Source organism: Staphylococcus sp. GDY8P131P (assembly GCF_017891975.1).
In the GTDB taxonomy this organism is placed as follows: Bacteria; Bacillota; Bacilli; order Staphylococcales; family Staphylococcaceae; genus Staphylococcus; species Staphylococcus nepalensis.
The window spans coordinates 30,813-53,122 of sequence record NZ_JAESKF010000004.1; the positions used below are offsets into that span (position 1 = coordinate 30,813).

Sequence of the window (22,310 nt, forward strand, 5' to 3'; positions counted from 1 at the left end):
AAGCACACGGTTAAGTTATACTTAACCGTGTGCTTTTATTTTAATTTGACTCAGTTGATTGATTGGCTTTGTTATCATCTTTTTTTGATTTTGATTTCTGATTTGGCTTTTTATTATCTTTGTTGTTCGGTTTAGGATTTGTATGTTTATTTTGAGGTTTCGTGTTGTTCTTTTTTGATTTATCCTTTTTATTGTTAGGTTTATTTTGTGTTTTTTTAGTTGAAGAGGGTGAATTACCTTCGTTTACCTTCATGATTACGGGTAGAATCATAGGTTTACGAGCCGTTTTTTCAAATAAATACGGTTGTAATGTCTCTATAATAGATGACTTAATTTGATGCCACTGAATTTCTGGATTTTGGTTTAATTTAGTAATGACATCTGTTTTTATTTTTCGTTGCGCATCATAAATTAATTGTCCAGATTCGCGCATATAAACAAAACCACGAGAGATAATATCCGGACCAGATAAAAGTTTATTTGTCTTAAAGTCTATGCTAACAACTACGATGACTAAACCTTCTTCAGACAATAATTTACGATCGCGGATAACCACATTTCCGATATCTCCAATACCACTACCATCTACTAAGACATTTCCAGAAGGGATTCTTCCAGCTTTCCTAGCAGAGTTGTGCGTTAAAGCTAATACATCTCCAATATCAAAGATAAACACATTGTCTGGGTCAACGCCACATTCTATACCTGATTGACCATGCGCTTTTAACATACGGTACTCACCATGAATGGGAAGGAAGAATTTTGGACGTAATAAACGTAACATAAGTTGTTGATCGCCTTTAGATCCGTGACCAGATGTGTGAATGTTTGATACCTTATTATGAATAACTTCAGCACCAGCACGATACAATGCGTTTATCGTGCGGTTGATACTTTTGGTATTACCTGGAATAGGTGAAGAACTAAACACCACTGTATCTTCAGGAATAATTTTAATTTGCTTATGTGTTCCATTAGCAATTCTTGATAACGCAGCCATTGGTTCACCTTGTGAACCTGTACATAGAATGAGTAGCTCGTGTTTAGGTACACTATTAATTTTATTAGGTTCGATAAATGTTTCAGGTGGCGCTTTGATATAGCCTAACTCCATACCAATTTTGATATTATTTTCCATTGAACGCCCAAATGTCACAATTTTACGATTGTATTTAATTGCAGCTTCGACGGCTTGTTGAACACGATAAATATTTGACGCAAAAGTAGCAAATATGATTCTACCACTACAATTACGGAATATTTTTTCAACGTTCTGACCAACTTCACGTTCACTTAATGTGAAATCTGGAACGAGTGAATTTGTGGAATCTGAAAGTAAGCAAAGCACACCTTCTTCTCCAAGTTTTGCCATTTTCGCCATATTAGCAGGCTCTCCAACGGGAGTAAAATCAAATTTGAAGTCACCAGTATGAACGATATTACCTTCTGGTGTGTTAACAATCACACCATACGATTCCGGGATACTATGCGTTGTTAGATAGAAAGAAACTTCAAAATGTTTAGATTTAATAACACTGCTCTCTTCAATTTCAATAAGTTCAGTGGTTCTTAACAAATGATGTTCTTCCAGTTTATTTCTAATTAAGCCTAAAGCTAATGGTCCACCATATATAGGTACATTAATTTGTTTTAATAGGTAGGGCACACCACCTATATGGTCTTCGTGGCCATGAGTGATAAACAGTCCGACAATTTTATCTTGGTTTTGTTCTAAATAAGTAATATCAGGGATAACATAATCAATACCTAATAAGTTATCATCAGGGAATTTAATACCTGCATCAATGATTACGATTTCATCCTGATACTCTACAGCGTAAGTGTTTTTACCTATTTCACCCAAGCCACCGAGAGCATAAACCGCAACTTCATTTTTGTGAATTTGTTTCATTATTCTGCTTGCTCCACATTAAAGTGATCTGATTGTTTTTCGTATTCTAAATGTGCGCCCTCAAGTTTAGTGATAAACTCGATATTGTAATTACGATCTTTCAAATATCTTCTTACTTGTTCTTCTGATTGTGCTTCAACATAAATCGTTTGTGTGTGTTCTCTTACAACTACTTCATCTTTGTTATGTTGAAAAAATACTTTATATACTGCCATTATATCTATTTCCTCCTAAGTTTTTGTTTAAATTATTTATATAAACCCTGGATTGTATATTTTTTGTGAGTTTCTTAATATTAAATAAAAATAAAGTCACTCAAAACAGTGAATTGAAACTACGTTCATATATATAAAGAGAACATACGAGCATACGCCCAGTATGTTTCTAGGGTCATTTTAAATTCGTTCGATTAGAAAAATACAAATTTCACTATTTTGTATGTTTTCAGTTATTTCTCATTTTACATGATGTAGTCGAATAAATAAAGCAGTTTTATTTTAAGGGTACTTATTATATTACATAAAGTAATTAAGTTAATACGAAGTCCAAGAAAGTCGTTTTAATTAGATGTATTTAAATTTAAAAGCTATCTATCATAAAGCTTGAGTCAATGGTGAAAATTAATTATGATGAAAGGGTGATACATAATTGCAAAGTGTTTAATATAGAAAGAAACATAGATATTAGGTGAAGGTGATTGCTATGGACAAAGTAAAACGTATTTTAGAAGATATCAAGAATGAGAAACAACGAACTGACAAAGTATTTCAAGATATTACATTTGAAGTGCGTGCAGAACAAGTTATTATGTTTTTTAATTATAATGAAATTATCGATACAGTAAATGAAGACCAAAATTATCTAAAACATAACCATGACCCTGAATTCATTGATATTCAAGAACTGAATACATTGAAAAAAGAATTAACAGCATTAAATATTTCATTTCATGAGAGAAGAGACGACTTTATGTAAAAAAACTGTTAGTAAGCATGTGGATTAACACATTTACTAACAGTTCTTTTTTATACTTCTACTGCATCTTCATGTGGTTGCAGCGGATGATTGGGGTCAATATGATCATAAAACATGATACCATTAATATGGTCAATTTCGTGTTGTACGACAACAGCTGGATAGCCTTTTAAACGTAATTTTATATCATTGCCGTCTATATCTTTAGCTTTAACTGTGATTCTAAATTTACGATGAACGAGCCCGGGGATGTTTTCATCTACACTTAAGCAACCTTCTCCAGTTGGTAAGTATGCTTCTTGAATACTGTGGCTCATGATTTTAGGGTTTACTAACATTAAGTCATAATTTTTACCTTCTCCGTCATCAGGTAAATACACAGCAATCATTTTTTTAGATACATTAATTTGTGGTGCTGCTAACCCGACGCCAGAACGTAAACCATATTTATTAGCTGTTTCTTCATCTTGACTATTGATTAGAAATTCTCTCATAGATTTTAAGGTTTCTTTATCTTCATTTGATAAAGGAACTTCGACTTCTTTAGCTTTTTCACGAAGTGTAGGGTGACCATCGCGAATAATATCTTTCATTGTTAACATTTGTTCATACACCTTCCTTAATATAAAATATACCAAAGATTACTAGTTGAAATACAGTGATAAATTTGATTTATTAAAATTCATTATATAATATAACACACGGAAAAGGAGGATTACTCAAAAATGAAATTAAAACTCGGTATAGGTGCATTACTTGCTTCAACAGTACTTGTAGCTGGATGTACAACTGATAAAGACGAAATAAAAGATTACAACGAAAAAATACAACAAGCTTTTGATAAAGAAAAACCAGTTTCTTCTGTAGGAAAAAAACTTAACGATCTTGAACAAGAAAAACAAAAATTAGTTGAAGAAATAAATGGAAAAGATCAACAAGAGGCGAAAGAAACTTCTCAAAAAATTGTAGGTAACGTTAAAGATAGACAAGAAGCATTTGAAAAAGAAGAACAAGCTTTAGATAATTCAGAAAAAGAATTTAAAAAGGCACAAAAGCATTTAGATAATATCAGTGATAAAGATAAGAAAAAAGAAGTGAAAGAATTAAATGATGCATTAAAGGATAAATATAAAGCACACGACGATTATGCTAAGTCATATAAAAACATTATGAGCAAAGAAAAAGATTTATTTGAATATGGGGCTGGAGACCAAGCAAATCAAGAAGAAATGAATCAAAAAACGGAAGCAGTATCCAAATCATATAAAGATATGGATAAATCATTTAATAAATACAAAGACGCAATGGAAAAAGTAAATAAAGAAAAACAGGACGTAGATAATTTAAATTAAATCTATAGTGCTATAAATTTGAAATTTTGCTTATTTAACTATAGCATAATAAATGAGGGCGCTTACATTTTTAAGGGATATTACAACCCATATTTCAAAAATACAGGTAGTACAGCATGACGAAAATTAGTAGTACAGATTAAAAACTGTACCGGTTTATAGTACTACAGAACTTTTCTTATTTGTTTAACAGCGGAATAGTTTTGTGGTACAATATGAAAGGATAAAATGAATTTCTATTATACGGGAAAGGTATGGTGAATTGAATGGCTCCGAAATTGAAAGCCCAATTCGATGCAGAGAAAGTATTGAAAGATACTGAATCTCAATTTGAAATGATCCAAATTTTGGATGAAGACGGTAATGTCGTTAATAAAGATCTAGTACCAGATTTATCAGACGAGCAATTAGTAGAATTAATGGAAAGAATGGTTTGGACACGTATCCTTGACCAACGTTCTATTTCACTAAATAGACAAGGTAGATTAGGTTTCTATGCTCCTACAGCTGGACAAGAAGCTTCTCAATTAGCTTCTCAATATGCTTTAGAACAAGAAGACTTTATCTTACCAGGTTATCGTGATGTACCACAATTAATTTGGCAAGGTTTACCATTAACTGAAGCGTTCCTATTCTCTAGAGGTCACTTTAAAGGGAATAGAATGCCTGAAGGTGTTAATGCATTAAGCCCACAAATTATTATCGGTGCTCAATATGTACAAACGGCTGGTGTTGCACTAGGACTTAAAAAACGCGGCAAGCAAGCTGTAGCAATCACATACACTGGTGATGGTGGTTCGTCACAAGGTGATTTCTATGAAGGTATCAACTTTGCTTCTGCTTACAAAGCGCCTGCAATCTTTGTAATCCAAAACAATAACTATGCGATTTCTACACCACGTAGTAAACAAACAGCTGCTGAAACTTTAGCACAAAAAGCGATTTCAGTTGGTATTCCAGGACTCCAAGTGGACGGTATGGATGCATTAGCAGTGTATCAAGCAACTAAAGAAGCGCGTGACCGTGCTGTGAACGGTGAGGGACCAACGCTAATTGAAACAATCACTTATCGTTATGGCCCGCATACAATGGCTGGTGACGACCCAACGAAATATAGAACTTCAGATGAAGATTCTGAATGGGAGAAAAAAGATCCATTAGTTCGTTTCAGAAAATATCTTGAAGGTAAAGGTCTATGGACTGAAGAGAAAGAAAACGAAGTAATCGATCGTGCGAAAGCTGAAATTAAAACTGCTATTAAAGAAGCGGACAATACAGAAAAACAAAAAGTTACAGACTTGATGGAAAATATGTATGAAGCAATGCCTCAACATTTAGCAGAACAATATGAAATCTATAAAGAGAAGGAGTCGAAGTAACCGATGGCACAAATGACAATGGTTCAAGCGATTAATAACGCGCTTAAAACCGAATTACAAAATGATGAAAATGTCTTACTTTTCGGTGAAGACGTCGGCGTTAACGGTGGTGTATTCCGTGTAACTGAAGGATTACAAAAAGAATTCGGTGAAGACCGTGTGTTTGATACACCGTTAGCAGAATCTGGAATCGGTGGTTTAGCTTTAGGTTTAACTACACAAGGCTATCGTCCAGTTATGGAAATCCAATTCTTAGGATTCGTATTTGAAGCATTTGACTCTGTTGCAGGTCAAATCGCACGTACACGTTTCCGTTCTGGTAACTCAAAACAAGCACCAGTAACAATTCGTGCGCCATTTGGTGGCGGCGTGCATACACCAGAATTACACGCAGATAATTTAGAAGGTATTTTAGCTCAATCACCAGGTTTAAATGTAGTTATTCCATCTAACCCTTATGACGCTAAAGGTTTATTAATTTCTGCAATTAGAAGTAACGATCCAGTTGTATATTTAGAACATATGAAATTATATCGTTCATTCCGTGAAGAAGTCCCAGAGGAAGAATATACAGTTGAAATCGGCAAAGCTAACGTTAAACAAGAAGGTAATGATCTTACTTTAATCGCTTATGGTGCAATGGTACAAGAATCATTAAAAGCTGCAGAAGAATTAGAAAAAGAAGGCTATTCAGTAGAAGTTATCGATTTACGTACGGTGCAACCTATTGATATAGAAACGCTTGTTGCTTCAGTTGAGAAAACTGGTCGCGCAGTTGTTGTTCAAGAAGCGCAACGTCAAGCTGGTGTTGGTGCAACAGTTGCTTCAGAATTAGCTGAACGTGCTATTCTTTCATTAGAGGCACCAATTGCGCGTGTAGCAGCTGCTGATACGGTTTATCCGTTTACTCAAGCTGAAAACGTTTGGTTACCAAACAAAAATGATATCATTGAAAAAGCAAAAGCAACATTAGAATTCTAATTTATAAATAAAAAAGTTTGGGATATCTGTCACAATGTTATCCCAACTTCATTTGTTTTTATTAAAAGAAAGCATGAGATAGTGAATAATAAATTCAACTCTCATTTTATCATTTGTGACTAAATATGAACTTTTTAGGAGGATAATAACGTGGCATTTGAATTTAAACTACCCGATATTGGTGAAGGTATCCACGAAGGTGAAATTGTAAAATGGTTTGTTAAAGCTGGAGATAACATCGAAGAAGATGATGTTTTAGCTGAAGTACAAAATGACAAATCAGTAGTAGAAATCCCATCACCTGTTTCAGGAACAATTGAAGAAGTACTAGTAGATGAAGGTACTGTAGCAGTTGTGGGTGACACAATCGTTAAAATCGACGCGCCTGATGCAGAAGATATGGAATTTAAAGGTAGCGACAGTGATGAATCTGCAAGCGAATCAGAATCTGAAAAAGAAGAAAAAACTGAAGCACCTGCTCAATCATCAAATGATGAAGATGTAGATGAAAATAAACGCGTTAAAGCAATGCCTTCAGTACGTAAATATGCACGTGAAAATGGTGTTAATATTAAAGCAGTTGTAGCTTCTGGTAAAAATGGTCGCACAACTAAAGAAGACATTGATGCGTACTTAAATGGAGAGACAAGTACAGCTTCAGCTGAAAGTACATCAGAAGCTACTGAAGAAACTACAGCTAGTTCTGCACAATCAGCACCAGTTGCTACTGAAGGAGAATTCCCAGAAACAACTGAAAAAATTCCTGCAATGCGTAAAGCAATTGCTAAAGCAATGGTTAATTCTAAACACACTGCGCCTCACGTGACTTTAATGGATGAAATCGATGTTCAAGAATTATGGGATCACCGTAAAAAATTCAAAGAAGTTGCGGCTGAGCAAGGTACTAAATTAACTTTCTTACCATATGTAGTGAAAGCACTTGTTTCTGCACTTAAAAAATACCCAGCACTTAACACAGAATTCAATGAAGAAGCTGGCGAAATTGTACAAAAACATTATTGGAATATCGGTATTGCAGCTGATACTGACAGAGGCTTATTAGTACCTGTTGTTAAACATGCTGACCGTAAATCTATGTTCCAAATTTCAGATGAAATTAATGAATTAGCTGTGAAAGCACGTGATGGTAAATTGACTTCAGATGAAATGAAAGATGCGACTTGTACAATTAGTAATATTGGTTCAGCTGGTGGTCAATGGTTCACTCCTGTTATAAATCACCCAGAAGTTGCTATCTTAGGTATTGGTCGTATTGCCCAAAAACCTATTGTTAAAGACGGAGAAATTATAGCTGCTCCAGTATTATCATTATCATTAAGCTTTGACCATAGACAAATTGATGGTGCGACTGGACAAAATGCTATGAACCATATCAAACGTTTATTAAATAATCCAGAATTATTATTAATGGAGGGGTAAAACATGGTAGTTGGAGATTTCCCAATTGAAACAGATACTATTGTAATCGGAGCCGGACCTGGAGGATATGTTGCAGCAATTCGCGCAGCTCAATTAGGTCAGAAAGTAACAATCGTTGAAAAAGGCGAATTAGGTGGCGTATGTCTTAACGTTGGTTGTATCCCATCAAAAGCATTATTACATGCATCTCACCGTTATAATGAAACTCAAAACTCTGAAGATTTAGGTGTTATTGCTGAAAGTGTTTCACTTAAATTTGATAAAGTTCAAGAATTCAAGCAATCAGTTGTTAAAAAATTAACTGGTGGTGTTGAAGGACTATTAAAAGGTAATAAAGTAGAAATCGTTAAAGGTGAAGCTTATTTTGTAGATAATAACAGCTTACGCGTTATGGACGAAAAAAGTGCTCAAACTTATAACTTTAAAAACGCGATTATTGCAACTGGTTCTAGACCAATTGAAATCCCTAACTTCAAATTCGGTAACCGCGTAATCGATTCAACTGGCGCTTTAAATTTACAAGAAGTTCCTGGTAAATTAGTTGTCGTTGGTGGCGGTTATATTGGTTCTGAATTAGGTACTGCTTTTGCTAACTTTGGTTCAGAAGTTACGATTTTAGAAGGTGCAAAAGACATACTAGGTGGCTTTGAAAAACAAATGACGCAACCTGTTAAAAAAGGTATGAAAGAAAAAGGCGTTGAAATTGTAACTGAAGCGATGGCAAAATCTGCTGAAGAAACTGACGATGGCGTTAAAGTAACATATGAAGTTAAAGGCGAAGAACAAACAATCGATGCAGACTATGTACTGGTAACTGTTGGTCGTCGTCCAAACACTGATGAGTTAGGTTTAGAAGAAATTGGTCTTAAATTTGCTGATCGTGGATTATTAGAAGTAGATAAACAAAGCCGTACTTCTGCTGAAAATATCTTTGCAATTGGTGATATCGTTCCTGGATTACCATTAGCACATAAAGCTAGTTATGAAGCGAAAGTAGCTGCTGAAGTTATTTCCGGTGAAGCATCTGAAGTTGATTACATCGGTATGCCAGCTGTATGTTTCACTGAACCAGAACTTGCACAAGTAGGTTATACTGAAGCACAAGCTAAAGAAGAAGGATTAGAAGTTACTGCTTCTAAATTCCCTTATGCAGCTAACGGCCGTGCATTATCATTAGATGACACAACCGGTTTTGTTAAATTAATAACACTTAAAGAAGATAATACATTAGTAGGTGCTCAAGTAGTTGGTACTGGCGCTTCTGATATTATCTCTGAGTTAGGTTTAGCAATTGAAGCTGGTATGAACGCAGAAGACTTAGCATTAACTGTACATGCGCACCCAACATTAGGTGAAATGTCTATGGAAGCTGCTGAGAAAGCTTTAGGATTACCAGTTCATACTATGTAATTAAAGCAATTTTTATATAAAAGACAAAGTGCTAGTGATTAATTGTTTCCATTTCAACTTATTTAGAAATCGGCATATCATAGTAGATGATTCATTTTAAATAATTTAATGTGCACTTTTAAGCAATATAGCATCTTTGTAGGGGCGGGCATATGAAATCAATTTCTTAAATTTGGTTTCTGTTCCGTCCTTTTTTAAATTAAATCTTAAAAATTCGGCATATAATAGGTAACATAAAGGTGGGTTAGTATATGGAGTATTCATACCCCTTAGACCTTGATTGGTCTAAGGAAGAAATGTTGCAGGTGGTGGATTTTTTTAATGCAATAGAGAAGTATTACGAATCGCAAGTTGAAGGCGAAGACCTTTTAAATCGTTATCAGCAATTTAAAAATATTGTCCCAAGCAAGGCTGAAGAAAAACAAATTTTAAAAACATTTGAAAAACAAAGTGGTTATAATAGTTATCAAGCAGTAAAGTCCGTTCAAACATCGCCTAACCAAAAATATTTCAGTTCAAAAGAAAAATAATTGTTGTCATACAGGCTATACTTTGATATTTTTATTAAGCGCTAAAAAACGTTTAATAAAAGTAAATAAAGTATAGCCTTTTTTGAAGTAATTTAAAGTGTGTGTGTCAAAATAGATTGTAAACGATAATAAATATGAATAAATTAATTGATTTGTCATTAAGAATATAAGGGAAAACTCAAAAGTCTAAGAAGGGTAAAACAGTGCGTTCAAGAAAAAATCGTAGAAAATTTAATTTATCAAACGTTTTTCAGTATTGAAAGTGAATGTGCACTACCAATATGGAAAAATTTTTTAATATATTATAAGTTTTAGTACAATACATACTAAAATTTTAAAAACCTAGTGTTTAAAAAGTGAGACATAAAAGAGGTATAAAATTCATTATGAAAAACTTGAGAAGAGATGATCAATTAAATTGAAGCCGCACAACCAAATGGTTTTAAACAGAGGCGCTATTAGTTACTTTGAAACCTAATACTTTATATAAAATTTTGGTACCTCTGATTCTGGTACATTGAATTTTTGTCTCTAAGGCAAAGCGTTATTTTTATTGGATAGGCGTGATAATCGATATGCTGAAGAAAGAGACTTATTATAATTTAAATCAAGTCAAACTAAATACATAAATTAAAAAATATGGTGTCAAGGTACGTAAAAATGATAGCTATTACAACAGTATTATATTTATAGGAGGATAAAGTATGACCCCCTTATTAACATTCCAATCCGTTAGTAAATCCTATGAAGAATCCCAAGTTTTAAATGATATAGATTTGAATATCGACTCTGGTCATTTTTACACATTATTAGGGCCTTCTGGTTACGGGAAAACTACAATACTTAAACTTATCGTAGGCTTTGAACAATTTGATAGTGGTGAAATCATATACCAAGGTAAAACGATTAATCACATTCCTGCTAACAAGAGAAAAGTAAATACTGTTTTTCAAGATTACGCGTTATTCCCACACTTAAATGTTTTTGATAATATCGCATTTGGTTTAAAAATTAAAAAGCTAAGCAAACAAGTAATTAAGGCTAAAGTGCAAGAAGCTTTAAAATTAGTGAAATTAACTGGGTTTGAAAATAGAATGGTTGACGGCATGAGTGGTGGACAAAACAACGTATTGCAATCGCCCGGGCTATAGTGAATGAGCCTGAGATTTTACTTCTAGATGAATCGTTGTCTGCATTAGATTTAAAGTTAAGAACTGAGATGCAATATGAATTAAGGGATATACAATCAAGGTTAGGTATTACTTTTATATTTGTCACACATGATCAAGAAGAAGCATTAGCATTGAGTGATTATATTTTTGTAATGAAAGATGGAAAAATACAACAATTTGGATCGCCTATAGATATTTACGATGAACCAGTGAATCGATTTGTTGCTGACTTTATTGGAGAATCTAATATCGTAAAAGGAACAATGGTTGAAGATTTTGTGGTAGATATTTACGGACAAGTATTCAATTGTATTGATAAAGGCATCCCTACACAACAACAAGTCGATGTCATCATTCGTCCAGAAGACATATCTTTGGAACCGCCTAATCATGGGTTATTTGAAGTCACTGTCGATTCTATGTTATTTAGGGGCGTCCACTATGAGATGAATTGTGTTGATAAAAAAGGCTATGAATGGCTGATTCATTCTACTAAAAAAGCTGAGGTTGGCAGTAAAGTAAGTTTATACTTCGAACCTGAAGCCATTCATATCATGGTACCTGGTGAGACTGAAGAAGCATTTGAAAAACGAATTGAAAGTTATGAGGATGGTAACAATGCGCAAAATTAATGGTTATTTATTTATACCATATATATTGTGGATGCTTCTTTTTGTTGTTATTCCTGTGATTCTGCTTATCTACTTTTCAATGATTGATATTCATGGTCATTTCAATTTAGATAATTATAAACAAATCATGACCACAAAATATTTTAGAATGATTTGGGATTCTATCATGTATGCTACGGCGATCACAATAATGACTTTATGCATTAGTTATCCAGCAGCTTATTTCATTCGAATATCTAAATATCAAAGTCTTTGGTTGCTTATCCTAATTATACCTACTTGGATTAATTTACTACTGAAGACCTATGCATTTATTGGTTTGTTCAGTCATGATGGTATTATCAACCGAATATTATATGGTTTGCACTTGCCTAAATTGGAACTATTATTTACTGTGCCTGCTTTTTTAATCGTTGCCAGTTATATTTACATTCCATTTATGATTCTACCTATCTTTAATAGTATGAAAGACATTCCTAACAACTTGTTACAAGCTTCAAGTGATCTCGGTGCTAGTCGGTTAATAATATTTAGAAAAGTGATTGCTCCTTTGACGAAACGAGGTGTATTAACGGGTGTCCAAGTTACTTTTATCCCTGCGCTTTCACTATTTATGATTACAAGATTAATTGCAGGTAATAAAGTGATTAATATGGGTACAGCTATTGAGGAACAATTCTTAGTTATTCAAAATTATGGCATGGGGTCAACGATAGCATTGTTTCTGATTCTCTTTATGGCATTTGTCTTAATTATAACTAATACAAAAAATACAATTGTAAAAGGATGAATCATATGAAATGGTATGGCAAATTATATATCGGTATGTTAATCACAGTGTTGTATATTCCAATATTATTTTAATGATTTATTCATTTAATTCAGCAGGCGATATGATCCATTTTGATCAATTTACATTAGCGCATTACCAGTCTCTATTTAAAAATGAAAGACTCATGGCAGTTATATTTAATACGGTAGCAGTTGCATTATTAGCAGCTTCAGTTGCCACTATGATTGGAACAATGGGTGCTATTGCGTTGTACCATTTACGTAACAAAAAATTAAAAATATCATTGTTAACTTTAAATAATGTATTAATGGTATCTTCAGATGTTGTTATTGGCGCTTCTTTTTTAATTATGTTTACAGCAATAGGTCATTTTACAGGGTTGGGGCTAGGCTTTATAACGGTGTTAGTATCTCATATTGCTTTTTGTATTCCTATTGTGGTTATTATTGTATTACCTAAATTACATGAAATGAATGTTTATATATTAGATGCAGCACGAGATCTTGGAGCAAGTGATTTCCAAGTTTTAAATAAAGTGATGTTACCATATTTATTTCCTTCAATAATTGGCGGTTTTTTCATGGCATTAACTTATTCAATAGATGATTTTACAGTAATTTTTTTGTTACAGGAAATGGATTTAGCGTATTGTCAGTAGACGTTTATGCTATGGCTCGGAAAGGTATAAGTATGGAAATCAATGCGATATCCACGATGCTCTTTATAACAATTATATCAGGTATATTAGGCTACTTTATAATGAGAAAATTATTTAAACGCAATAAGCAATTGAAACAGGTGATGTAGCAATGAAACGGTTTTTACAATTAATCATATTATCCGTTGCTATTGGATTATTGTGTCTTTTTTTAAGCCAAAAATTTACTGCCAAAAACCAATCGGGTACAGGTAAAAAAATTTATGTATATAACTGGGGAGAGTACATTGATCCTAAATTAATTAAAAATTTTCAAAAAGAAACAGGGATAAAAGTGGTATATGAGACTTTTGATTCTAATGAAGCGATGGAAGCAAAAATTCGTAATGGTGGTACCCACTATGATGTTGCTTTTCCCAGCGAATATACAGTACAAAAAATGAAAATTTGTTATTACCGTTAAATCATGAGAAAATACCCAATATAAAAAATTTAGATAAAGATTATATGAATATGCCATTTGACAAAGGTAATCGTTATTCAATTCCATACTTTTTTGGAACGGTCGGCATTTTGTATAATAAAGATGTTTACCCCGATGACGATTTTAGTTCATGGAAAAGTTTGTATCATACAAAATATAAAAATGACATATTGTTAATTGATGGTGCTAGAGAAATTATTGGTTTAAGTTTAAATAAATTAGGTTACAGTTTAAATGATACACAAACCCAACATTTAAAAAAGGCAGAGAATGACTTGAAGGTTTTAAGCCCTAATGTGAGAGGTGTTGTAGGCGATGAAATTTCGATGATGCTTGAACAGCACGAGGCAAATATAGCAGTGGTATGGAGCGGTGTAGCAGCATCTATCATACAAAATAATAGTGATTTTGACTATATTGTTCCAAAAGAAGGGCCCAATTTATGGTTTGATAACATGGTTATCCCTAAAACTGCACAAAACAAAGCAGGCGCACATCAATTCATTAATTTTATACTTAATACACAAAATAGTAAACAAAATACAGAATGGGTAGCCTACGCCACGCCAAATAAATCATCAAGAGATCAATTGCCAAACTATATAAAAAATGATGAACGATTTTATCCCTCAAAATCTGTACAAAGCCATTTAGAAATTTATAAAAATTTGGGTAAAGATACATTAAGTGAGTATAATGAGCGGTTTTTAAATTTTAAAATGTCGTTAAATTAAAACGTAGTATAGTAGTTATTTTATCGTTTATTCGATATAATAGTTTGATAAGTAGTATAAGGAGTTGTATAGAAATGTCAGGAGAACAATATACTCAAGTTAGGCGTCCAGTGAGTCGACTAGCAGAAAAAGTATTGGGTTGGTTGAGCTGGATATTCCTACTTTTATTAACTATAGTAACAATGTTTATTGCATTAGTCTCTTTTAGTAGTGAAAGCTCTATTCAAAATTTAGAAACATCATTAAATGGTAATGATTTTATTCAACAAATATTAACGAATAATGGATTAAATACAATTCAATTTGTCATTTGGTTACAAAATGGGATATGGGCTGTTATTGTATACTTTATTGTTTGCTTATTAATATCATTTTTAGCGTTAATTTCAATGAATATCAGAATTTTATCTGGTTTCTTATTTTTAATAGCTATGATTGTAACATTGCCTTTAGTACTATTGTTCGTGCCATTAATTATACCAATTCTCTTTTTAATAGTAGCAATCATGATGTTTGCACGTAAAGAGAAAGTAGAAACCATACCAACGTATTATACTGGTGGTTTCCAAGGCGGTTATAATGACCAAAGATATGAGCAAGAACCACAACCAGATCCAGAACCACAACCAAAATCTCAACCAAATCCACAATACAATGTACAACAAGAAACTTCTGACGTAGAACGACCATCAGATGATGAACATCAATTAAGAAGAGGTGGGTACAGTTCTGAAGTTGCAGATAAAGTAAATGCGGATGTAAATGCAACAGATGAAGAACCTCAAGTATTATCAAGACAAGCGAAATATAATTATAAATCTAAAAAACAACCAAATAATATAGAAGAAAATGCTCAAGACGATAATGAGGCGCAAGATTTTGCTAACCAACAATCTGAAGAAGAAGCTAGATATAGACAAGAAGCATTCGAAAAAGAACAACAGCGCAAACAAGAAGCATATGAAGAACAACAACGTCTTAAACAAGAACAAGCAGAAGAAGCTGCTAGATTGAAACAAGAGAAGGCAGAGGAAAAAGCTAGAATCAAACAAGAAAAGAAAGAACGTAAACAGCGTGAAAAGGAAAGACGTAAGCAACAACCGAGTGCGGTGAATCAACGAAGAATGAATTTTGAAGAGCGAAAAAAAATCACAACTCAACAATCTGAAGAAAAAGATATAAATGATCAAAATAAGTCGTCAGATAAAAATGAGCAATCTGAAGAAACAAATTCAGAAAATGAAAAGTAACAAAAACGACCGAGTGCAAATTATATTGTGCACTCGGCCTTTTTTATCCTAATTCTTGGAAAGTTTCAATTATTAAATAAATATTTAAAATACTTAAAATAATAATTAATAACCAAGAAATTGTGTTAATCCACATTTTATTTTTAAACTGTCCCATTAGATAGCGATTATTTGTAGCTAACTGTAATGGTATTAAAGAGAAGGGTAAAGCTAAACTTAAAAATACTTGTGAGAATATAAGCAATTGCTCTATTTTACCTTCGTCACTCTTGAAAATAACGATACAGAATATGATTGGTAAAATTGCAATTAGACGTGTTACAAGTCGACGCAACCAGTTTGGAATTTTTAAGTGTAAAAACCCTTCCATTACAATTTGTCCTGCCATTGTCCCAGTAATTGTAGAATTTTGACCAGAAGCAAGTAATGCAACTGCAAATAACGTGCTCATAATTGCGCCCATAGAAGCCCCTAATATAGGTTGATTTTGCAAGGCTTGATACAAATCATAAAAACCACCTAATTGATCACTGTTAACACCATAAAATAAAGCTGCGCCTAAAACTAATAATAAACAATTAATAACAAATGCTATTGAAAGTTGAATGTTTGAATCCATTGTAGCGTATTTAATTGCATGAGCCTTAGATTTCAAATTATTTCTATCATACATTCTTGACTGCACAATTGAAGAATGTAGATATAAATTATGTGGCATGATTGTAGCTCCAATAATACCAAGCGCAATAAATAAAGCGCCGTTATCAGTAATGATTGTTTTACTTGGTAAAAAACCGTTTAAAGCTTCACTTACATGAGGAGAAGCAATAAATACTTCAAATATAAATATAACTAATACAGTGAAAATTAAAGTACCGACAATAGCTTCAATTTTTCTGAAACCAAAACGCATAATAAAGAGTAATAAAAATACATCTAGTACAGTGATGAGTGCACCAACGAGTAAAGGGATTCCAAATAATAAATCTAACGCTATCGCACTACCAATAACTTCAGCAATATCGGTTGCAATAATTGCTAGCTCAGCAATAATCCAAAATACAAAAGATAGTGGTTTATTCAAGTAGTATTTTGTTGCTTGTGCTAAGTCCATACCTGTTGCTATTCCTAATCTTACTGTCATACTTTGAAGTAACATGGCTGATAGGCTAGAGAGTAAAATTACGAATAGCAAAATGTATCCAAATTGAGCACCGCCTTGCATTGAAGTGATCCAATTTCCTGGATCCATATACCCAACAGCCACTAATAGACCTGGCCCTAAATAAGATAATAATTTTTGGCTAAATTTGCCATTAGTATTGATAGAAACCGTATTGTTGATTTCTTCTAAACTTTTATTGTGCATTTTAATATTTTTAGACATTAAAAGACACCTCCTATATTCACAATTAATATTTTATAGGTTACTCCGAATTTTTTATTAGGTCAACCTAAAATAAAAGGTTTTTTGTCCCAAATTTTACTGTTTTTAACTTTATATTCAAAAATTAATATTTTGGTAATTAAGGGATGATACTTTGTGATTTTTAAATTTTAAAAAATTTGCTATGATGGTATTAATGAAATATTAGGAGGAAAAGTATGAATCGGAAAGCTGAAAAAATCCTTGCTTGGATTGCAAATGGTCTTAGTTTATTATTTTTAGTAATTATGATTTTAGGGCTAATTTTATTAAATTTCCCAGAATCTAAAGAAGCTTTAAATCAAATATATCAACAACAAGGCATGTCAGTATCTGCAGATGCGCTTAAAGCTTCAATAATAATGCAAGGTGGATTTTTATTATTTGCAACGATTCTAGGATTCTTAGGTGTCTTCACAATTAAAGGCAATAGGATTTTAGCAGGATGTCTTTTAGTTGCTGCTGCTTTAGTTAGTATTTTTACAGGTAATTTTATTGCACTTATACTTTGGATGATTGCGGGTATTATGTTATTAGTCAAAAAAGATAAAAAGAAACAACAATATAACCATGCAAGTTATCAAGAGCAACAGAGAAATAATGATAAAGATATTCAACAGCGTCAGAACAGTGACATGAACCCGGAAGATGAATTAAAAAAGAAAAAAGAGGATGATCCATATATATACTAAAATACCCTTTGGTAACAAAAGGATATACGTTTAAATGACTCCAGTATAAAACCAGGTTGAGATAGAAATAAAGGTCTCAACCTGGTTTTATATTATAGTTTTATTGATAGAATTTTAATAATTGTTCAAAAGTTTCTTCAAGAAAGTTTAAAAAGGCTTTATCGCTTTTTAATTCTCTTGCATCAGGTGTAAGTGTGCGTGCAACAAATAATTCACCCTTTTTAACTTTTTTGACACGATTAATGGCGCTTTGTATAGCCTCATCTGACATATCTTTTATGTATGTTTTTTCTTGAGACATATGGTCTAAACTCAAACTATAATCAGTAGGCAAATTTTTAAGTGTATCGAATTGTTCTTCAAATACTTTTACACGCTGTGCTTTATCTTTTGCTTCATGCATCACACCATACATAACAAAAAGTTGATTTTCAAAAAGACCGATTTGAAAATGGGGGATCATTTTATAACCACGATTATTTGTAGCAAAAGCAACCCAAGTATCTTTTGGCGGGTTAACGCTTCTTCTCGCATGTTTTGCAACGTGTGGATAGAATATTTCACCTGTTGCTGTCTCTAAATATTGGGAAAAATATTCACCAAGTTCGTTCAACTGTGGTCGAATATGTTCATTTAATGCTTCCATTCTTGCATTTAAGCCGTCAACTGCAAATGCTTTAAAATCTTGTGTTGTAAATGTATATTTAGTCATATTTAGCCTCCTGTTATTTATTTATTCGATTGTATTGTAGCATAACGTAGCACGTTAAACATTGCGTTTGGCTTGGATTGTAATATTTATATAAAATGCGTATCACGTGTACAAACCTATGAATTAGGGTAAAAAAATAGTATTATGAACTAGCATAAGATTACATATAATTATTTATTTTAATATATACTTCTATATCTTTTTAACCACATATTAAGGTATAATGATTCGCTAAAAAGGAGATGGAAACAATGACTGTTTATGAGTTTGCAAAAGGCCTTATATTAGAAGCAGGCATCAATGTAAAAAAAATCATGAAACAAGATATAGAAATTGAAACTAAGTCTAATCCTAATGATCTCGTAACAAATGTTGATAAAGCTACAGAAAAATATATTTTTGACAATGTTATGCAAACCTATCCAGAGCATCTAGTAATTGGTGAAGAAGGGCATGGCCATAATCTTAAAGATGAATCAGGCGTTGTATGGGTCATTGATCCGATTGATGGGACGTTGAATTTTGTGCATCAAAAGGAAAATTTTGCGATTTCTATCGGTGTATTTAATGACGGGAAGCCATATGCAGGTTTTGTATTTGACGTGATGAACGATGTGCTATATCACGCGAAAGTAGGCGAAGGCGCTTATGAAAATGGTAATTTATTACCGTGTATTGAATCCAGTCCTTTAAACACTAGTGTAATAGGACTTAACCCAAATTGGCTTACAAAACCAAGATTAGAAGAAATGTTCAAACCAATTGTAGAGGAGTCAAGAAGTGTGAGAGCATATGGTTCTGCAGCTTTAGAAATTATTTGTGTCGCTACAGGCAAGTTAGGTGGTTATATTACCCCCAGGTTACAACCTTGGGATTTCGCTGGAGGGTTAATTATATTGCAAGAGGTTGGTGGTATAGGAACTGATTTAATGGGGAACGCACTGTCTATTTATGAACCGAGCTCAATAGTAATGGCAAATCCACAATTACATGCAGAACTGTTAGAATTTCATTTTCAAAAAAATAATGAAATAATAGAGGCCTTGCAACAACGCTTAAAAAATAACAAATGAAAATAAAAAAGGCTGATAACATCATTGATGTTTCAGCCTCGAATATCATATGAACAACAATAGCTAGTAGTGCTGATACAAGAACTTTAGCGCTTGCACACTTTTTTCTAGTCATGCTTGCCGGGATAGGGCCACGAAATCATTCCGTAAAAGTATAATTTCTATCCCACTCCCTATAAAACACGTTATTTGTTTGGGCAACTATAGCCAATTATTTTCACGATATTTCTTTTTTAATGTGAAACCGCAACCAAATGTTGCAATGAACAGTATAAATGTTAAAATCATCATTGGAACATTTGTAGCAGCGATACTAAAGCTAAATAATAGTAAAAATACGATAGCAATTATAGCGAGTACCCAAAATATTGATTTAGATTTTTTTTGTTGCATCCCGACCACACCTTTATAGTTTTCTTTAATCAATTATATGATATAATAAAAAAGTTGCAAAGAAAAGTGGGAATTTACTCGAGAAAGGAAATAGTATAAAATGACTAATTTAAGAGAAGATGTTCGCAATATAGCCATCATCGCTCACGTTGACCATGGTAAAACAACATTAGTAGATGAATTATTAAAACAATCAGGAATTTTCCGTGAGAACGAGCATGTTGATGAAAGAGCAATGGATTCTAACGACATAGAAAGAGAACGAGGCATCACAATTCTTGCTAAAAATACAGCAATTAATTATAAAGATAACAGAATCAACATTTTAGATACACCAGGACACGCTGACTTCGGTGGAGAAGTGGAACGTATCATGAAAATGGTTGACGGCGTAATCTTAGTAGTAGATGCTTATGAAGGTACAATGCCACAAACACGTTTCGTATTGAAGAAAGCACTTGAACAAAATTTAAAACCTGTAGTTGTGGTAAATAAAATTGATAAACCAGAAGCTAGACCAGAAGGTGTAGTAGATGAAGTATTAGATTTATTTATCGAATTAGAAGCTAATGATGAACAATTAGATTTCCCCGTTGTTTATGCGTCAGCTGTTAACGGTACAGCAAGTTTAGATTCTGAAAAACAAGATGAGAATATGCAATCACTTTATGAAACAATTATTGACTATATACCTGCACCTATTGATAACAGAGATGAACCATTACAATTCCAAATTGCATTGTTGGATTATAATGATTATGTTGGACGTATCGGTGTAGGACGTGTGTTCAGAGGAACGATGCGTGTTGGTGATAGTGTATCTTTATTAAAATTAGACGGCTCTGTGAAGAATTTCAGAGTATCTAAAATCTTTGGTTATTTCGGATTGAAACGCGAAGAAATTGAAGAAGCACATGCTGGAGATTTAATAGCTGTTTCAGGCATGGAAGATATTAACGTAGGCGAAACAGTGACGCCTTCTGATCATCAAGAAGCATTACCAGTACTTAGAATTGATGAGCCAACATTAGAAATGACATTTAAAGTTAATAATTCACCATTTGCTGGGCGTGAAGGTGATTTTGTAACATCTCGTCAAATCCAAGAACGTTTAGATGAACAATTAGAAACAGACGTGTCATTAAAAGTAACACAAACTGAATCACCAGATAGATGGATTGTCGCAGGACGTGGTGAATTACACTTATCAATTTTAATTGAAAATATGAGACGTGAAGGTTATGAATTACAAGTTTCTAAACCTCAAGTTATCTTGAGAGAGATTGATGGCGTCCAATGTGAACCATTTGAGCGTGTACAATGCGAAGTACCACAAGAATACACTGGTGCAGTTATCGAATCATTAGGTCAACGTAAAGGTGAAATGCTAGATATGGTTACGACTGACAATGGTTTAACGCGTATTATTTTCATGGTTCCAGCTCGTGGCTTAATTGGTTATACAACTGAATTTATGTCACAAACACATGGCTATGGTATTATTAACCATACATTTGAAGAGTTCAAACCTCGTGTTAAAGGACGTATTGGCGGCAGAAGAAATGGTGCGCTTGTTTCTATGGATAAAGGTCAAGCTAGTGCATACGCAATTATGGGCTTAGAAGATCGCGGTACAAACTTTATGGAACCAGGAACTGAAGTATACGAAGGTATGATTGTTGGTGAGCATAACCGTGAGAATGATTTAACAGTTAATATCACAAAAGAAAAACATCAAACTAACGTACGTTCAGCTACAAAAGACCAAACAGTAACAATGAAACGACCAAGAAAATTAACTTTAGAAGAAGCGTTACAATTTATTAATGATGATGAATTAGTAGAGGTTACTCCTCAAACGATCCGTATTAGAAAAACAATATTAGAAAAATCAGCTCGTGAGAAAGAAGCTAAACGCATCAAACAATTAATGCAAGAAGAAGACTAATAATTATATTGAAGACAGAAGCGGAACAGAAACCTATAATTCTTAAAAGATTTTAGTGTTTTGTTCTAATCCTGTTTTTATATTTGAGACAGTTCGACTCAAAAGTTTCTTATAATATAGAATTAATTAGAGTTTGTGATATAGTATATGTGTACAAAAAATGTCCCTTCATTTTAAAATGAAGGGACATTTTTTGTATTTAAATCGTGCTGATTTTGAGTATTACAATTCTGGAGCATAAACATCTCGGATAAAGCGTAAAACGCCAGTTTCTACTGAAATTATATAGAAATTGACGTTTTCTTTGTTGTTGTGAATTTTTGTAGCTCGTTGGACTACTATGTTTTTATTTAGCACTATTAAG

At 33.0% G+C, this 22,310-nt stretch carries 18 protein-coding genes and 3 pseudogenes; 15 read left to right on the forward strand and 6 right to left on the reverse strand.

Translation table 11 applies throughout. The annotated features are described in order from the left end of the window. Positions 1–40: 40 nt before the first annotated feature. Together rnjA and KA894_RS04290 are read right to left on the reverse strand one after the other, a co-directional pair. The gene (rnjA, locus tag KA894_RS04285; RefSeq protein ID WP_096810405.1) at positions 41–1,912 is read right to left on the reverse strand and encodes a ribonuclease J1; all 1,872 of its coding nucleotides are present in this window, start codon (positions 1,910–1,912) and stop codon (positions 41–43) included. After that, positions 1,912–2,127, reverse strand: coding sequence for a DNA-dependent RNA polymerase subunit epsilon (locus KA894_RS04290; RefSeq protein WP_096810404.1), 216 nt, complete (start codon positions 2,125–2,127; stop codon positions 1,912–1,914). Before KA894_RS04290 ends, rnjA begins: the two co-directional genes overlap by 1 nt. 487 nt (positions 2,128–2,614) lie before the next feature. On the opposite strand from KA894_RS04290, the gene KA894_RS04295 reads away from it, so the two are divergent. Further along, the gene (locus KA894_RS04295; RefSeq protein ID WP_096810403.1) at positions 2,615–2,887 is read left to right on the forward strand and encodes a hypothetical protein; all 273 of its coding nucleotides are present in this window, start codon (positions 2,615–2,617) and stop codon (positions 2,885–2,887) included. 50 nt (positions 2,888–2,937) lie between these two features. Here KA894_RS04295 and def read toward each other — a convergent pair whose 3' ends face one another. After that, entirely contained in the window at positions 2,938–3,489 is a 552-nt protein-coding gene (gene def, locus KA894_RS04300) for a peptide deformylase (RefSeq protein ID WP_210133734.1), read from the reverse strand. 123 nt (positions 3,490–3,612) lie between these two features. Between def and KA894_RS04305 the strand changes: the two genes are divergently transcribed. From KA894_RS04305 to auxB, 11 genes and pseudogenes are all read left to right on the forward strand, one after another. Next, positions 3,613–4,239, forward strand: a complete 627-nt coding sequence (locus KA894_RS04305; RefSeq protein ID WP_096810401.1) for a YkyA family protein — start codon at positions 3,613–3,615, stop codon at positions 4,237–4,239. A 266-nt stretch (positions 4,240–4,505) separates the two neighbouring features. Further along, on the forward strand, positions 4,506–5,618 hold the full coding sequence (pdhA, locus tag KA894_RS04310; protein ID WP_096810400.1) for a pyruvate dehydrogenase (acetyl-transferring) E1 component subunit alpha: 1,113 nt from the start codon (positions 4,506–4,508) through the stop codon (positions 5,616–5,618). Between the two features lie 3 nt (positions 5,619–5,621). Then, the gene (locus KA894_RS04315) at positions 5,622–6,599 is read left to right on the forward strand and encodes an alpha-ketoacid dehydrogenase subunit beta (RefSeq protein ID WP_096810399.1); all 978 of its coding nucleotides are present in this window, start codon (positions 5,622–5,624) and stop codon (positions 6,597–6,599) included. A 150-nt stretch (positions 6,600–6,749) separates the two neighbouring features. Beyond that, entirely contained in the window at positions 6,750–8,039 is a 1,290-nt protein-coding gene (locus KA894_RS04320) for a dihydrolipoamide acetyltransferase family protein (RefSeq protein ID WP_115342300.1), read from the forward strand. 3 nt (positions 8,040–8,042) lie between these two features. Continuing rightward, positions 8,043–9,449 (forward strand): dihydrolipoyl dehydrogenase, encoded by a 1,407-nt coding sequence (lpdA, locus tag KA894_RS04325; RefSeq protein WP_096810397.1) that lies wholly within the window; start codon positions 8,043–8,045, stop codon positions 9,447–9,449. 251 nt (positions 9,450–9,700) lie between these two features. Further along, positions 9,701–9,979 (forward strand): UPF0223 family protein, encoded by a 279-nt coding sequence (locus tag KA894_RS04330; protein ID WP_210133735.1) that lies wholly within the window; start codon positions 9,701–9,703, stop codon positions 9,977–9,979. 704 nt (positions 9,980–10,683) lie between these two features. Continuing rightward, positions 10,684–11,783, forward strand: a pseudogene (locus KA894_RS04335) (ABC transporter ATP-binding protein). Beyond that, a complete protein-coding gene (locus KA894_RS04340) occupies positions 11,770–12,573 on the forward strand; it encodes an ABC transporter permease (protein ID WP_103372890.1) in 804 nt (267 codons plus the stop codon). Before KA894_RS04335 ends, KA894_RS04340 begins: the two are co-directional and overlap by 14 nt. A gap of 5 nt (positions 12,574–12,578) precedes the next feature. Next, positions 12,579–13,383: pseudogene (locus KA894_RS04345) on the forward strand (ABC transporter permease). Positions 13,384–13,385: 2 nt separating this feature from the next. Continuing rightward, positions 13,386–14,452: pseudogene (locus KA894_RS04350) on the forward strand (ABC transporter substrate-binding protein). A 74-nt stretch (positions 14,453–14,526) separates the two neighbouring features. Next, complete coding sequence (gene auxB, locus KA894_RS04355; RefSeq protein ID WP_096810394.1) at positions 14,527–15,702, forward strand: lipoteichoic acid stability factor AuxB; 1,176 nt, start codon at positions 14,527–14,529, stop codon at positions 15,700–15,702. Between the two features lie 43 nt (positions 15,703–15,745). Here the strand turns inward: auxB and KA894_RS04360 are convergent, their stop codons facing one another. Beyond that, a complete protein-coding gene (locus tag KA894_RS04360; protein WP_096810393.1) occupies positions 15,746–17,089 on the reverse strand; it encodes an Nramp family divalent metal transporter in 1,344 nt (447 codons plus the stop codon). Between the two features lie 218 nt (positions 17,090–17,307). Between KA894_RS04360 and KA894_RS04365 the strand changes: the two genes are divergently transcribed. Continuing rightward, entirely contained in the window at positions 17,308–17,820 is a 513-nt protein-coding gene (locus tag KA894_RS04365; RefSeq protein ID WP_103372888.1) for a DUF4064 domain-containing protein, read from the forward strand. Between the two features lie 100 nt (positions 17,821–17,920). Here the strand turns inward: KA894_RS04365 and KA894_RS04370 are convergent, their stop codons facing one another. Further along, on the reverse strand, positions 17,921–18,532 hold the full coding sequence (locus KA894_RS04370) for a YktB family protein (protein WP_096810391.1): 612 nt from the start codon (positions 18,530–18,532) through the stop codon (positions 17,921–17,923). Positions 18,533–18,783: 251 nt separating this feature from the next. Here KA894_RS04370 and KA894_RS04375 point away from each other — a divergent pair, with 251 nt between their 5' ends. Next, entirely contained in the window at positions 18,784–19,605 is an 822-nt protein-coding gene (locus KA894_RS04375) for an inositol monophosphatase family protein (protein WP_107644347.1), read from the forward strand. Between the two features lie 201 nt (positions 19,606–19,806). Here KA894_RS04375 and KA894_RS04380 read toward each other — a convergent pair whose 3' ends face one another. After that, complete coding sequence (locus KA894_RS04380; RefSeq protein ID WP_096810389.1) at positions 19,807–19,998, reverse strand: DUF5325 family protein; 192 nt, start codon at positions 19,996–19,998, stop codon at positions 19,807–19,809. A gap of 100 nt (positions 19,999–20,098) precedes the next feature. Here KA894_RS04380 and typA point away from each other — a divergent pair, with 100 nt between their 5' ends. Then, positions 20,099–21,946, forward strand: a complete 1,848-nt coding sequence (typA, locus tag KA894_RS04385; RefSeq protein WP_207606617.1) for a translational GTPase TypA — start codon at positions 20,099–20,101, stop codon at positions 21,944–21,946. The last annotated feature ends 364 nt before the right edge of the window (positions 21,947–22,310 follow it).

Coding starts and splice junctions, on each gene's coding strand:
- rnjA (WP_096810405.1), bottom strand. CDS start 1,912: ATGAAACAAATTCACAAAAATGAAGTTGCGGTTTATGCTCTCGGTGGC.
- KA894_RS04290 (WP_096810404.1), bottom strand. CDS start 2,127: ATGGCAGTATATAAAGTATTTTTTCAACATAACAAAGATGAAGTAGTT.
- KA894_RS04295 (WP_096810403.1), top strand. CDS start 2,615: ATGGACAAAGTAAAACGTATTTTAGAAGATATCAAGAATGAGAAACAA.
- def (WP_210133734.1), bottom strand. CDS start 3,489: ATGTTAACAATGAAAGATATTATTCGCGATGGTCACCCTACACTTCGT.
- KA894_RS04305 (WP_096810401.1), top strand. CDS start 3,613: ATGAAATTAAAACTCGGTATAGGTGCATTACTTGCTTCAACAGTACTT.
- pdhA (WP_096810400.1), top strand. CDS start 4,506: ATGGCTCCGAAATTGAAAGCCCAATTCGATGCAGAGAAAGTATTGAAA.
- KA894_RS04315 (WP_096810399.1), top strand. CDS start 5,622: ATGGCACAAATGACAATGGTTCAAGCGATTAATAACGCGCTTAAAACC.
- lpdA (WP_096810397.1), top strand. CDS start 8,043: ATGGTAGTTGGAGATTTCCCAATTGAAACAGATACTATTGTAATCGGA.
- KA894_RS04330 (WP_210133735.1), top strand. CDS start 9,701: ATGGAGTATTCATACCCCTTAGACCTTGATTGGTCTAAGGAAGAAATG.
- KA894_RS04340 (WP_103372890.1), top strand. CDS start 11,770: ATGCGCAAAATTAATGGTTATTTATTTATACCATATATATTGTGGATG.
- auxB (WP_096810394.1), top strand. CDS start 14,527: ATGTCAGGAGAACAATATACTCAAGTTAGGCGTCCAGTGAGTCGACTA.
- KA894_RS04360 (WP_096810393.1), bottom strand. CDS start 17,089: ATGTCTAAAAATATTAAAATGCACAATAAAAGTTTAGAAGAAATCAAC.
- KA894_RS04365 (WP_103372888.1), top strand. CDS start 17,308: ATGAATCGGAAAGCTGAAAAAATCCTTGCTTGGATTGCAAATGGTCTT.
- KA894_RS04370 (WP_096810391.1), bottom strand. CDS start 18,532: ATGACTAAATATACATTTACAACACAAGATTTTAAAGCATTTGCAGTT.
- KA894_RS04375 (WP_107644347.1), top strand. CDS start 18,784: ATGACTGTTTATGAGTTTGCAAAAGGCCTTATATTAGAAGCAGGCATC.
- KA894_RS04380 (WP_096810389.1), bottom strand. CDS start 19,998: ATGCAACAAAAAAAATCTAAATCAATATTTTGGGTACTCGCTATAATT.
- typA (WP_207606617.1), top strand. CDS start 20,099: ATGACTAATTTAAGAGAAGATGTTCGCAATATAGCCATCATCGCTCAC.